Annotated in this window: 10 protein-coding genes and 5 pseudogenes; 8 read left to right on the top strand and 7 right to left on the bottom strand. The window is 70.4% G+C overall.

Features of this window, described 5'->3' with window-relative positions; translation table 11 throughout:
- Positions 1 to 86 precede the first annotated feature (86 nt).
- Together AB0B40_RS37090 and AB0B40_RS37085 are read right to left on the bottom strand one after the other, a co-directional pair.
- Positions 87 to 1,013 carry a recombinase family protein gene (locus tag AB0B40_RS37090; protein WP_362267996.1) on the bottom strand — a complete coding sequence of 309 codons (927 nt, stop codon included), beginning with the start codon at positions 1,011 to 1,013 and terminating at the stop codon, positions 87 to 89.
- A 115-nt stretch (positions 1,014 to 1,128) separates the two neighbouring features.
- Positions 1,129 to 1,755, bottom strand: a complete 627-nt coding sequence (locus AB0B40_RS37085) for a TetR/AcrR family transcriptional regulator C-terminal domain-containing protein (protein ID WP_362267994.1) — start codon at positions 1,753 to 1,755, stop codon at positions 1,129 to 1,131.
- Positions 1,756 to 1,823: 68 nt separating this feature from the next.
- On the opposite strand from AB0B40_RS37085, the gene AB0B40_RS37080 reads away from it, so the two are divergent.
- Positions 1,824 to 3,080, top strand: a complete 1,257-nt coding sequence (locus AB0B40_RS37080) for an FAD-dependent monooxygenase (RefSeq protein WP_362267992.1) — start codon at positions 1,824 to 1,826, stop codon at positions 3,078 to 3,080.
- 100 nt (positions 3,081 to 3,180) lie between these two features.
- Here the strand turns inward: AB0B40_RS37080 and AB0B40_RS37075 are convergent, their stop codons facing one another.
- The 3 genes and pseudogenes from AB0B40_RS37075 to AB0B40_RS37065 form a co-directional block, all read right to left on the bottom strand.
- Positions 3,181 to 3,996 carry a Tn3 family transposase gene (locus AB0B40_RS37075; RefSeq protein WP_362267990.1) on the bottom strand — a complete coding sequence of 272 codons (816 nt, stop codon included), beginning with the start codon at positions 3,994 to 3,996 and terminating at the stop codon, positions 3,181 to 3,183.
- Positions 3,997 to 4,009: 13 nt separating this feature from the next.
- Positions 4,010 to 4,465, bottom strand: a pseudogene (locus tag AB0B40_RS37070) (Tn3 family transposase); the annotation flags it as partial.
- Positions 4,466 to 5,053: 588 nt separating this feature from the next.
- Complete coding sequence (locus AB0B40_RS37065) at positions 5,054 to 5,206, bottom strand: hypothetical protein (RefSeq protein ID WP_362267987.1); 153 nt, start codon at positions 5,204 to 5,206, stop codon at positions 5,054 to 5,056.
- Between the two features lie 676 nt (positions 5,207 to 5,882).
- Between AB0B40_RS37065 and AB0B40_RS37060 the strand changes: the two genes are divergently transcribed.
- From AB0B40_RS37060 to AB0B40_RS37040, 5 genes are all read left to right on the top strand, one after another.
- Positions 5,883 to 6,467 (top strand): TetR/AcrR family transcriptional regulator, encoded by a 585-nt coding sequence (locus AB0B40_RS37060; RefSeq protein ID WP_362267984.1) that lies wholly within the window; start codon positions 5,883 to 5,885, stop codon positions 6,465 to 6,467.
- A gap of 76 nt (positions 6,468 to 6,543) precedes the next feature.
- A complete protein-coding gene (locus tag AB0B40_RS37055) occupies positions 6,544 to 7,764 on the top strand; it encodes an MFS transporter (protein WP_362267982.1) in 1,221 nt (406 codons plus the stop codon).
- A gap of 49 nt (positions 7,765 to 7,813) precedes the next feature.
- On the top strand, positions 7,814 to 8,746 hold the full coding sequence (locus tag AB0B40_RS37050) for an MBL fold metallo-hydrolase (protein WP_362267980.1): 933 nt from the start codon (positions 7,814 to 7,816) through the stop codon (positions 8,744 to 8,746).
- Positions 8,747 to 8,900: 154 nt separating this feature from the next.
- On the top strand, positions 8,901 to 9,110 hold the full coding sequence (locus AB0B40_RS37045; protein ID WP_362267978.1) for a hypothetical protein: 210 nt from the start codon (positions 8,901 to 8,903) through the stop codon (positions 9,108 to 9,110).
- A complete protein-coding gene (locus AB0B40_RS37040; protein ID WP_362267976.1) occupies positions 9,097 to 10,488 on the top strand; it encodes an amidase in 1,392 nt (463 codons plus the stop codon). The genes AB0B40_RS37045 and AB0B40_RS37040 overlap by 14 nt, the downstream gene beginning before the upstream one ends.
- 60 nt (positions 10,489 to 10,548) lie before the next feature.
- Here AB0B40_RS37040 and AB0B40_RS37035 read toward each other — a convergent pair.
- Positions 10,549 to 11,208, bottom strand: a pseudogene (locus AB0B40_RS37035) (ATP-dependent DNA helicase); the annotation flags it as partial.
- A gap of 590 nt (positions 11,209 to 11,798) precedes the next feature.
- Here AB0B40_RS37035 and AB0B40_RS37030 point away from each other — a divergent pair.
- Both AB0B40_RS37030 and AB0B40_RS37025 read left to right on the top strand, forming a co-directional pair.
- Positions 11,799 to 11,927 (top strand): annotated as a pseudogene (locus AB0B40_RS37030) (ATP-binding protein); the annotation flags it as partial.
- A gap of 60 nt (positions 11,928 to 11,987) precedes the next feature.
- A pseudogene (locus AB0B40_RS37025) lies at positions 11,988 to 12,457 on the top strand (LysR substrate-binding domain-containing protein); the annotation flags it as partial.
- A 75-nt stretch (positions 12,458 to 12,532) separates the two neighbouring features.
- Here AB0B40_RS37025 and AB0B40_RS37020 read toward each other — a convergent pair.
- Positions 12,533 to 12,699, bottom strand: a pseudogene (locus tag AB0B40_RS37020) (SAM-dependent methyltransferase); the annotation flags it as partial.

Below are 12,699 nucleotides of genomic sequence, written 5' to 3'. Positions count from 1 at the left end.
GGCCGATTCGCGTACCGGCATGAATTCGCATCTGATGCAATTGGCGGCGCTTGGAAGATCGGTACAGCCGTTGGCGCTGAGAACGATCATGGCCCGATCGGCGCAAGCGTGCTGAGGCGATTCCCGTAATCGCGGCGGGCCTTGCGCTGGGCCGGGATGGCCGGGACACCCGGGGTGCCGTCGAGGGGCTGGCAGCGGATGAGGAGCTGGCGGTGGACCGCGGGGGTGGCGCTGACGCGCAGGGTGTAGCCCTGGCCGCGCCGTACGGTCACGCCCTGGTCGAGCGCGGTCCGCTCGACGTCGTCCAGCTCGGTGGCGCGGAGGAAGTCGGCGACCTTGCCCGGCATGTCGAGGGTGACCGGCAGCTCCGGCGCCGGGGAGTCCTCCTCGATGGCGGCGTGGTCGGGCAGGAGGTCGGCGACAGCCGTGCGGATCGCGCCGCGGCTGACGTGGTGGTCGCGCGCGAGGGCGGCGATGGACCGGCCTTTCAGGTACGCGGTGCGGACGTCGGCGGTCTTGTCGGCCGCCACGGCGGGGCGGCGTCCGCCTTTGCTGCCCTTGGCCTCGGCGGCGCGCAGTCCGTCGTAGGTCAGTCCGCGCTGGAGGTCGCGTTGGAGTTCGCCGGCGGCGGCGAGGGTCTGCACCATGAACTTCGCGGTGGACACCAGTTCGCCGGTGCGCGGGTGGCGGGCGGTGAGGTCCATGGCGGAGAACGCACCGTCGTGGATACGCAGGGCGAGATGGTCGCGGTGCAGGACGTCGAGCACGTCGAGGATGTGGCCGGTGCCGCGCACCAGGCGGAACATCTCGGAGATGTGCACGGTGTCGCCTGGCCGCGCGTAGGTGAGCAGCTCGCGGAACTTCGGCCACTGGAGCGGGTGGAGGCGGCTGGAGGTCTCGGGGTCCTCCTCGAAGACGACCGGGTCCTCGATCCCGGCCTCGTCCAGGACGAGGTTCTGCCGGGCGGTCGGCTGCTGGTCGGTCGAGACCCACTTGTAGACCAGGTGCGCCATCGAGGGTCCCTTCCGTACGGAGGATCGGCCCCTATCTGTCGTCAAACCCTGTCAGCATCACCATCGTCGGATCTGATTGGATTCGCGCCGCCCCGAACCCCCGGATTGCACGGGTTCATTGGACACGTCGGCCGTCTGTCGTCAAACGGTCGTCTGCCGACAGGGAGGCGGTCCGTGCCGCGGTGCGGTGCACCAGGCCGTCCAGGATGAGAGTCAGGCCGGCCTCGAATGCCGCCTCGTGGTCGATCGCAGGCATGTCCGCCGGTGCATCCGAGCCGTCGCCGGGGCCGGCGTCCGCCTGTTCTTCCAGGACACTGCCCACCGTGAAACGGCCGGCGGCCAGCATCGCCATCTGTGCATCCCGCTCAGGCACTCCGGAGGCGACCAGGAAAGCCATCTTGCGACGGATCCGGTCGAGGTCGCTGGCGGGGGTGCTGCCTGCATGGAGGCGTGCGCCGTCCCGGCGCATCAGCAGGGTGCGCCGGAAGCTTCGCATGTTGTCCAGGAACCAGTCGCGCCAGTCGTCGTCCGGCGTCGGCAGCGGGGTGGCCGCATGCGGTGCCATGGCTGCCTCCGCCATGGCGCCGAGGAGGTCCTTCTTGGTGCGGAAGTGCCAGTAGAGCGACGGCTGTTCGACACCCAGCCGCTTCGCCAGCCGCCGCGTACTGACCATTTCCAGCCCGACCTCGTCGAGCAGGTCGAGCGCTTCAGAGACGACGATCTCGCGGTTCACCTTGGCCACATTGACAAATCTATCACTGATAGATGACTCTGGAGAAGAATCATCTATCAGTGATAGATTTTGGGGTGATGGGCATGGTCAACGGATCGGGGGCGCGTCCCCTGCGGGTCCTTGTTGCCGGCGGCGGGATAGCAGGCCAGGCGCTGGCTTTCTGGCTCACGCGCGGCGGACACAGGGTGACGGTGGTCGAACGCTTTCCGGCGCTGCGGGCCACCGGGGCGCAGGTCGACCTCCGGGGGCAGGGCATCGAGGCCGTCGAGCGGATGGGGCTTCTTGACGCCGTGCGCGGCAAGCTGGTGGACGAAGCGGGAGTCGCCTTCGTCGACGCGCGCGGCAGGGCCAGGGCGACGATCATGGCCAACACCTCCGGCCAGGGCCGGCAGAGCCTCACGTCCGAATACGAGATCATGCGCGGGGATCTGGTGCGCATCCTGCACGACGCGTCGAAAGACGACACCGAATACCTGTTCGGCGTGAGCATGGACGGCTTCGAGCAGGACGAACAGAAGGTCGTCGCGCACTTCTCCGACGGGTCCTCCAGCGAGTTCGACCTCCTGGTCGGCGCGGACGGGCAGGGATCGCGCATCCGGCAGGCGATCCTCCCGGAGGGCTTCGACCCGTACTGGCGGGTCGGCATCCACATGGCCTACTGGTTCATCCCGCGCATCGCGTCCGACACCAACGTCCGGGACACCTACATGGTCCCGGGCGGCCGTCAGATCATGCGCCGCAGCCACAACCCGACCGAGACCCAGGTGTACTTCGTCATGCGGGAGGAGTCCGAGGAGGCCTCGGCGATCCACCGGGAACCCGTCGAGCGCCAGCGGGAGTTCTGGGCGAGCAGGTTCCGCGACGCCGGCTGGCAGACCGCACGCTTCATCGACGGCATGCAGACGAGCCCTTTCTTCTACTCCCAGGAGATCGTCCAGGTCCGAACCGACACCTGGTCCAAGGGCCGCGTGGTCCTTGTCGGCGACGCCGCCCACTGCGCTTCCCCATACAGCGGCATGGGCACCTCCGGCGGCCTGGTGGGCGCCTACGTCCTGGCCGGCGAGATCAACCGGCACCCGGGCGACGTGCCGACCGCACTGGCGAGCTACGACAGGGTGCTGCGGCCCTTCGTCGACGAGATCCAGGGCCAAGTGAATCCGCGTCTCCTGCGCCTGATCATGCCGACGACCCAGCGTGCGATCGACGCCTTCCAGGCCGCCACCGCACTGGCCTGCTTCCTGCACGTTCCCGATCTCGCCGCGCGCTTTTCGAAGGAGGACCGCGGCGGCAGCTGGCAGTTCCCCGAGACACCGACGCCGATCAGCGCCGTCTGAAAGCGGCCGGACATCGGGGGCCGACGGCCGTTGTGAGTAGCACAGCAAGAAGGAAGGCGCTGGCCCGCAGAGTGATCAGCGCCCTGCCGGCTCTTGACGCTCACTCCTGCCCGCAGTCGTCATCATCTTCGTCCGTGTGTGGGTCGCGTAGCTGTCGCAGCCCCGGCGCAGCAGGCCGGGTGAAGGCGTAACGGCCGAGGAAGTCGATGTGGTCGTACTGGAGCGGGGAGAGACGGGCGAGGAGTTCGTCGGTGACGGGAAAGCCATCGGCGGCGAGCTGTTTGACGGCGGCGTCGATGTAGAGGCTGTTGAAGAGCACTACGGAGTTCAGGGCCAGGCGGAGCGCGCCGAGTTGGTCTTCCATGCCCTCGCGGTAGTGCCGGCGTAGTTCGCCGCGCTGTCCGAAGAAGATCTTCCGGGCGAGGCGGTGAGGGGCCTCGGTGACGTTGAGCTGGGCGCCGATCATCCGCCGGTACCCCTCGTCGGAAACGAACTGGAGCAGGTGCAGGGTCTTGAAGATTCGCCCGTAGTGGGCGAATGCGTCGCCGAGTCCGGTCGGCTTCCCGTCCCGGAAGAGCATGCGGATCAGGTCGTGGCCGCGGACCTCGCCCAGGATCAGGGAGCCTGCCACGCGGAGCATGTCGCCCCAGTGGGCGTGTATCCGATCCAGGCGAACAGTGTAGTTGGAGACCGGCTGGAGCGGCCCGTAGTCAGCTGCGGCGTTCGTACGCCACAGCCGCGCGTCGGAGATGTCCGCGATCCGGGGTGAGAACTGGTAGCCGCAGATGGCGAACAGGCCGAAGACCATGTCGGAGTACGACGCGGGGTCCGTGATGACGGTCTCCGGCTTCGGGCCGCTGTCGCGGGCGTGGATGGCATCCAGGATGAACAGCGAGTCGCGCAACGTGCCCGGCACGGACCACCCCTCCCAGACCCATCACTTGGTCGTTGACCACGTTCAGCCAGGTGACGCCCTTGTGCCGCAGGCCGAAGTACCGGGGGTTCGAGCCCGCGTAGAGGGTCTGCACGGGGACGGTGAAGCGGACGCCGTCGGCGGAGGCGACAAGGCCGCCGCCCCACGCTCTCACGACGTCGATCTTCGCCTGCGCCTCGATGAACAGGCCGTTAGCTGCCGAAATGTTCTCGGCCCGGAAGTAACCCTGGTCGACCTGGACCAAGCGGCCTCAGGTGAGCGCTGGGACGTCCGGCTTGATTACCGGGGTCAGGCCGACGTTGCATGCTTCCGTCAGCAGGACAGCGCACAGGCTGGTGGTGAAGCCGTCCATGCCGGATTCGGCGCCGGAGACGTGCGTGAAGGCATCCGCCATCCCTGTCAGCTCGGCGACCTCCAGCAGCAGCTCAGGAAAGTCGACCTTCGGCAGCATGCCGTTGACCAGCTGCCGGAACGGCGCCATGAGCTTGGATTCCTCCGCCTTGCCGAGCTTGGCCAGCTTCAGTTTCCCGCCCACGACCTCCAGCGCGCTGTTGCCCGGCAGTCCGGCAGCGACCTGGACGTACGCGGCGTGCAGCGCGGAGGCGAGTTCGGCGAGGTGTCCGGCCCGCTCGCTCTCCAGGCCGAGCGCCGACAGGGGTCTTCTTCCGGCGATGCCCGGGGGGCCTGCAGCAGCGTTCGCTCAGACCTCGGGCCTGGGGGCGAGGGCGGTGAGGGCGGTAGCCCCACAGCCCTTGCTTGCGGTAGGCCAGGCGCATGCGTTGCACCGTCGTACGCGACACCCGGGCGAAGCCGAGCGCGGTCAGCTCCTCGGCCTTGGCCTGTTCCCGCTCGGCCAGTGCGTGCCGTTCGGGGTCGTACTGCGGTTTCACCGCCCCGCCACTGCTGGGCCCGTCCGGCAGACCGCACTCCGACTTCCCTCAACGTGCCGCTGCCAGGCCAGCGCCTTCTCTCGCGCCGCGGCCGACGCAGTCTCGAACAGCCCCCACGGCGGCACCGCCTGTGGCTGCTGCGCTTCCGCCTACGCTCCCAGCACGGCGAAGCCCTCATCGGCGAAGAGGCGCCCCGCCAGAACCGTCTCATCGCCGCCGTCCTCGTCGGCCAGGTGCACACGCTGCCCGGCCAGGGCGACGACCTGCCACCGCACTCCACGGAAGCGAACGTGCGCTCCCACCGCCACCACCGGCCGCCTGCTGTTCCCACCGCCTCCCCACATCGGGCGTCACCTTCATCGCCACCTGTGCCCGTGTCTGCGGCCTCCGCGATGTCGCTGCTGTGCTGAATCTCCTCGTCGCAGCCGTCCTCACCCCTGACGGCGCTTTCCTGAAGGCGGGCGGCCGACACCCCTGCACCGGCATGGGAGAGGGAGCCGGCACCGACCATGGCGCGTTCGTGCAATGGCGTGTCAAGGCCGGCCGTCAGCTGTCCGTGCCACAGGGCATGGAAGACGCAGGGGAGGGCCCCGATCGGGTTGCCGACGGCTTCGGCGTCTTCGAGCAGCGGGCGGGGCCGCGTGAACGCTTCGAGGACGGCCGTGATCAGGCCACTGACTTCGGCTCGTCGGGGTGGTGTTCGCTGAACTTCTGGGCGGGGGTTGGCTGTACATCGTGGTGTGTGAGGTATGCAGACGGAGGCAGGTTGACACCAGCGGCACGTCGGCGAAGACGGCGCGCAGACGGCAGGGAAGGCGGTTCCGCACCGCGTGGGCCGGAACACTGTCGGCTACTCGCGCTCGACGATCACACTTCGGAGCATGGGGAGGGTTCGCCGTACCGGCCTGTGTTCTGCACGGACAGATCTCTGGGGACCTGGTCGGGCGAGACGCAACTTCTTCGCATTAAGCTGTGTGCATGAGTGCCCGAGCGACCACACGCCCCGGCGGGCGCAGCGCCCGCGTCCAGCAGTCCGTGCACCAGGCCGTCCGCGATCTGGAGGCGGAGGTGGGGCGAGATGCCCTCACCGTGCCGCTGATCGCCGCTCGCGCGGGAGTGACGCCGTCCACCGTCTACCGGCGCTGGGGGGACCTGCGGGAACTGCTGTCCGACGTGGCCGTCGAACGGCTGCGCCCCGATGGTGCCCCGGCCGACCGCGGCAGCCTGCGGGCGGACCTGGAGGCGTGGGCAGTGCAGTTCGCGGAGGAGATGTCCTCGACGGCGGGCCGTACGTACATCCGCGACGCCCTGCTGGGCGACCCCGAGCAGGGTAATGCGGTTCGCTGCTCCGACTACGCCGCCGAGCAGTTGAAGGCCATCGGTGTGCGCGCGGCCGGGCGGGGGGAGGCCGTGCCCGACGTGGAGACCCTGCTGGACGTCGTCGTCGCCCCGCTGATGTACCGCATTCTGTTTCGTCCCTGGGATCTGTCGGCGGCCTACACCGACCGCCTTGTGGCGAGGGTGCTCGGCCGGAGTCCCGCTCCCCCCACCCCTAAAAGCTAAGTATTTGCGTTTTGGGGGAGAGGGGGTCTACTCTGCCTAACGCAAAGCGTTTGCCTTTAGGTGTGAGAGGTGCTCCGTGTTCAGCGTCGTCGCCCCGCCGTCCCCGCTCCGTCGCCTGCCCGTGCTGGGCCGCCGCAGCGCCTTCCTCCTTCACGCCACCGTCCTCGTCGGCCTGTTGGCCGCCTCAAGTGCGCCGACCCCGCTCTACGCCCTCTACCAGGCCGAATGGCACTTATCGGCGATGACGGTCACCGTCGTCTTCAGCGCCTACGCGCTCACCCTGCTCGGGGCACTGCTGACTGCGGGCACTGTCTCGGACCACCTGGGCCGGCGCCCGGTCCTCACCGGTGCCCTGTTCGCGGAGGCGGCAGCGATGGCCGTCTTCGCCACCGCCCAGGGCGTGGCGGCGCTGATCACCGCCCGGATCCTGCAGGGTCTGGCCACCGGCGTGGCCATCAGCGCCGCCGGAGCTGCCCTGCTCGACTTCGAGGATCCCGACCGCCCGGGGCGGGTGATGCTCGCCAACGGCATCACCCCCGTGGCCGGCATGGCGGCCGGCGTGCTGGCCTCCACCGTCCTCGTGCAGTACACCCCCGCTCCCACCCGTACCGTCTACCTCCTGCTGCTCCTGCTGTTCACCGCGCAGGCGGCCGCAGTGCTTCTCACCACCGAGACCGCACATCCCCACGCCGGCGCGTGGCGGTCCCTGCGTCCCGGCATCGCCGTCGCCCCCGCCTCCCGCCCGGCCATGAGGCTTCTCGCCCCCGGCGTCGTCGCCGCATGGGGTCTGGGCGGGTTCCACTCCTGCCTCGGTCCCTCGCTCGTTCGGCTCATCGCCCCGCACACGGCCCGTGCCACCGGCGGCCTGGTCTTCTTCACCCTCACGGCCGCAGCCGGCCTCGCCGTCCACGCCGCTCGGCCACTGCCCGCCCACACCGCGAGCTCCGCCGGCACCGCGGTCCTGATCTCGGGGGCCCTGCTGACCCTGAGCGGGCCCCACCTGCACAGCCTGCTCGTCCTGTTCGCCGGCACCGCCCTGGCGGCCACCGGCTTCGGCGCCGTCACCCAGGGCGCCCTGCGCCTGCTGATATCCCCGGCCGCCCCGGGCGAACACGCCGGCACGCTCGCCGCCTACTACGTCCTCAGCTACCTGGCCATGAGCATCCCTGCCGTCCTCGCCGGCCTGCTGACCAACCTGTACGGCCTGCAGACCGCCGTCTCGCTCTACGCGGTGACGGCCGTCCTGCTGACCCTGATCGGCCTCGCCCGCGTCGTGCGGCAGCCGAGCACCGGCTGACCGAGTCCCGCCTTCCGCGCCGCCCCGCCCCATCCGAAAGGACCCACCGATGAGCACGGCCACGCCCCGTCAGGCCACTTTCTCCACAAGCACGGGATGGAGCCTCGGCGACATCACCGTACGCCGCGTCGAGGAGATCGAACTGCCGCGCCAGACCGGACCCTGGCTGCTGCCGGACGCCACCAGGGAGGTGCTGGACGAGGCGTCGTGGCTGCGCCCCGACTTCGCCGACGCCGATGTCCCCCACCTTGCGAGCCACAGCTTCGCGGTGGAGGCGGGCGGGCTGCGGATCGTCGTGGACACCGGCATCGGCAACGCCAAGCCGCGCGCCAACCCGGCCTGGAACGGTCTCGACACCGACTTCCTTGGGCGCCTGGCGGCGGCCGGCTTCCCGCCCGAGTCCGTGGACCTGGTGATCACCACGCACCTGCACACCGACCACGTCGGCTGGAACACCCGCCTCGCAGGTGAGGACTGGGTTCCCACCTTCCCCAACGCCCGCTACCTCACCAGCCGCACCGAATGGGACCACTGGGCCGCCACCGATCTGGACGAGGCCCGCCGCCAGATGTTCCGCGACTCCGTCACCCCCATCCGCGACGCCGGACAGTACGACCTGGTGGACGTGCACGCGCAAGGGTACGAGGTGGCGCAAGGCGTCCTCCTGATCCCTGCCCCGGGCCACACCCCGGGACAGGTCGCCGTGGAACTGCGCGGCAGCGACCGCCGCGCCCTGATCACCGGCGACAGCATCCACCACCCCGTGCAGCTGTCCCACCCGCATGTGAACAGCTGCGTCGACATCGACCCCGCGCAGGCGGTCTGCACCCGCGCCCGGCTGCTCGACGCCTTGGCGGACACCGACGCGCTGCTCCTCGGCTCTCACTTCCCGCGGCCCACGGCCGGCACCGTCCGCCGGGAGACTGGCCGCTACCGGCTCCTCGCCGAGCACGGTGTCGAGATCCCGGCCCCCACGGCCTGACCGCGCGACCGGCCCCGCTCGGCCGCTCCTGCACGGGCCGCCGAGCCGCCGCAGCGTCTGCAGCTGTCCCAAGCGAACTCTTGGCCTTCGTGCGTCGGTCCACTCCGCCGCTCCACCGTCCACCGTCCACCGTCCACCGAGAGGAAGAATATCCATGTCCGCCGCCGAACTCACACCCCCGGAGGCCGCCCGCTGGGCCGCCCGCGCCGGACTTGTGCTGCCCGCCGAGCGCCACGCCGCGGTCGCCGCGGTCGCCAACCACATCCACAGTGTCGTCGCGGTACTGCGAGAGCTGGACTTCGCGGACGTCCCGCCCGCCGCCGCCTACCGCGCCGGAGAGGAGAAGCACGATGCAGCCGTATGAGCTGTCCCTCGACGCCGCGTCGGACGCGATACGTCGCCGGCGACTGTCCCCCGTCGAACTGGTCGACTCCGTCCTCGATCGTATCGAGAAGGTGGAGCCGCACCTCGGCGCCTACGTCACGGTCGCCGCGGAGCAGGCGCGCCGGGCGGCGAGGGCAGCCGGACACGAAGTGGCGCAAGGCCGTTACCGGGGACCCCTGCACGGCATCCCGATGGGGCTCAAGGACCTGATCGATGTCGGTGGGATGGCCACCACGGCCAGCTCCCGGGTCCGCGCCGACCATCGCGCGACAGCGGATAGCACGGTCGCCGAGCGGCTGGGCGCAGCCGGCGCGATCCTGCTCGGCAAGACCCACACCCACGAGTTCGCGTTCGGCCTGACCACTCCGCAGACCCGTAATGCCTGGGACCGCAGCCGGGTCGCAGGTGGTTCCAGCGGCGGCTCGGCGGTCGCCGTCGCGTCGGGCACCGCGACCTTCGCCTTGGGCACCGACACCGGCGGGTCGATCCGGGTGCCCGCCGCGCTCAATGGGGTCGTCGGTCTCAAGCCGACCTACGGTCTCGTGCCCCGTCACGGCGTCACCTCCCTGTCCTGGTCGCTGGACCACATCGGTCCGGTCACCCGCAGCGTCGAGGATGCCGCCCTGGTCCTGACCGCGCTGGCCGGACACGATCCGCGCGATCCCGCTTCGCTGTCCGTTCCCGTCGTGGACTACCGGCCCTGTGCCGACACGGACCTGACGGGGCTGCGCATCGGCCTGCCGCGCACCTACTACTTCGACAACGTCCAGCCGCAGGTGGAGAGCGCCGTCCGGCACGCCATCAGGCAGCTGGAAGCCCTGGGCGCACAGCTCGTCGAGGTCGACATCCCGATGACCCGCTACGTTCAGGCCACCCAGTGGGGCCTGATGGTGCCGGAGGCCGGCGCTTACCACGAGGGCGGCCTGCGAACGGTGCCCGAGCTGTACCAGGAGGACGTCCGCATCCTGCTGGAGGCAAGCGAGTTGATGAGCGCCGGTGACTACGTGCGCGCTCAACGCTCCCGCACGCTCATGCGCGCCGAGTGGGCCCGGATGCTGGAGGAGGTCGACGTGGTCGCCGCCCCGAGCGTCCCGATGCCCGCTGTCGGGGCCGACGAGGAGACGGTCACCTGGCCCGACGGCACGGTCGAGGGTGTCTCTGACGCCTACGTTCGTCTCTCCGCCCCTGCCAACATCACCGGAGTGCCCGCTCTGACTGTTCCGGTCGGCCACGACTCGGCGGGCATGCCCATCGGCATGCAGCTGCTCGGCCGGCCCCTCGGTGAGCCCACCCTCCTGCGGATCGGCCACGCCTACGAGCAGACGCAGCCCGCCCGGGCACTCGCCACAGCGGCCTGACCTTTTCGCGCTACCCCGCCAACGCGCGGGACCCGGTTGGTCAGACAGCGCACCCGCAAGCAGCACCTGGGAGTTGTAGTCGAGGAACCGCGTGTTCGGCCCGAGCACCAGGACACCGCGCTCGGCGGCCCTCGCGAAGGCGTACAGCACATAGGCTGCTCGACGCAGGGCGACGACGGTCTTTCCTGTGCCGGGGCCGCCCTGCACCACCGTGAGCCCTTGGTGCGGGGAGCGGACGATCGCGTCCTGCTCCGCTTGCAGCGTCGCCACCGCCGCACGCATCCGTCCCGTGCGCCGTGCCTTCAGTGCCTCCGTCAGCGGACCGTCGCCGACTATGTCGTCGGGCTGCGGGTGCGGATCCATCCAGTGGCTCGTCGTTCACCGCGTGAACAGCGCGGTGATGGAGACGCAGGTGGCGGCGGCGTCGCAGTCCCATCGAGTGGACGGCCGTCGCCGCGTAGAAGGGGCGCGCCACTTGCGCTCGCCAGTCGGCGAGCAACGGCAATCCGGGTCATCCACGTGCAGGCCAAGCCGTCCGATGTGCAGGACGGTTCCGTCCGAGCCGTCGATCCGGCCGAACACCAGCCCTTCTTCGGCGCTCTCCAGTCGGCGAAGTCGCCGCGACAGGCGCTCTGCGGCCACATCACGCGCGTGCACCTCGCCCGCGCTGTCGGCCGACGACCTCAGCACGTCCGCCGGCTCGACCCGTACATCCGCCATCTGCTCATCGAGAAGCTCACATGGGTCTTCGCTCCCCGTAAAGGGTGGTCTTCCAGCAACGTCGGGTCGAGGAGCCCGATCGGGCTGGATTCCAGGCAGAAGAGAACCGAGCGGAGGGCCCCGGTACTTCGCCGCCCTGGCCCAGCCACTTTGCGGAAGTCCGTGCGTCGTAGGGGAACTGGGCGGGCACCGCCTGCCAGGCGGAGGGCACGGCCGCGTACTTCCTGTGATCGCCCAGTGGACCAGCGACCACCACTCGTCCCGGTCGTCGTCCACCATGGCAGGGGACGCCCTTGAGGGGTCCGGCGGGTGGGCTCACCGAGCGCCGTTCAGCGGTACAGGGTGCGCAGGGTGGTGAGGCAGTCCGCGGCCCGCCGCTGCGGGTCCGTGTCGGTGCTGGCCCAGGCGATCCGGGCGTCCGGCCGGATGAGGACGGCGGTGACGTTCCGCCAGATCGGATGCGCCGCCTCGGCGTTGATCTTTCCTGCCCTCCGCTCCAGGCCATCCGCGGGGCACGGTGTCCGCGTCCCGCCGAGGTCCAGCAGTAGCTGGGCAGGCGTCTGCCGCGCGGGGCGGGGGAGGCCGACCTGATGCTGGTGAACGCGTTGAGGCAGCCCCGCGTGCTGGTGCTGGACGAGGCACAGCGCCTTCCGGGGCCGGCGCTGGAGTTTCTGCGCGGGCTGTGGGACCACCCGGACACGGATACGGCACTCGTGCTGGCGGGCGCGGGCAGCGAACGGGCGCTGCGCCGGGTGCCAGCGCTGGCCCTCTCGGGTGCTGACCCGACCTGCGGGCTGCGCGCCGGGCTGGTCGTCGACGTCGCGCTGACGCGGTCGCCGTTCGACGAGACCGCGCTGACGGTGCGTGCGCTGCGGGCCGATCCGGTCGGCGTGGTGCTGCGCGCCGACGATCCGCTGGCCCGCCGCGACCGCCTGCGGCTGGCCGAGCTGAGCGACCGCCGCTGGTTCCGGTTCCCGCAGGGCACCGACCCCCTCTGGCAGTCGTACTGGAACGGCGCAGGCCGCGCGAGGGCCCCGTGGTGCACGCCGTCCAGGAATGCCTGCAGGCCGTGCTGTGGAACGGCACGGTCGGCCTGGCCCCGCTCGGACACGACCTGCCCGCGGAGCTGGCCGTGGTGCCACTGATCGACATGCCGCCGAGCCGAGTGGTGGCGGTATGGAACGAGCGTGACACCAATCCGTTGATCCGATCCTTCATCGGGATCGCGGCAGCCGCGTACAGTCACTGAGCGACAGTCAGTGACTGTACGCGGCTCGTGAACGTTCGAAGGTCGCGGCTCAGGGCTCCGTCTTCCGAAGTGGTTCTACCGGCGGACCGCCGAGATGAGGCCGCCGGGCCGCTCCTCGCCCCGCGGCGGGGTATCGAGCGGGCGGCCGTAGGCGGCAGCGCACTCGCGGAGGGTGCGGCTGTCCGCCTCCCAGCCGTGCCCGGCCAGCCAGGCCACCGGGTCGTCGGGCATCTCCGAGACCC

This window comes from Streptomyces sp. NPDC042638, from assembly GCF_040647235.1.
In the GTDB taxonomy this organism is placed as follows: Bacteria; Actinomycetota; Actinomycetes; order Streptomycetales; family Streptomycetaceae; genus Streptomyces; species Streptomyces rameus.
This window is presented reverse-complemented; position numbering and strand designations above follow the sequence as displayed.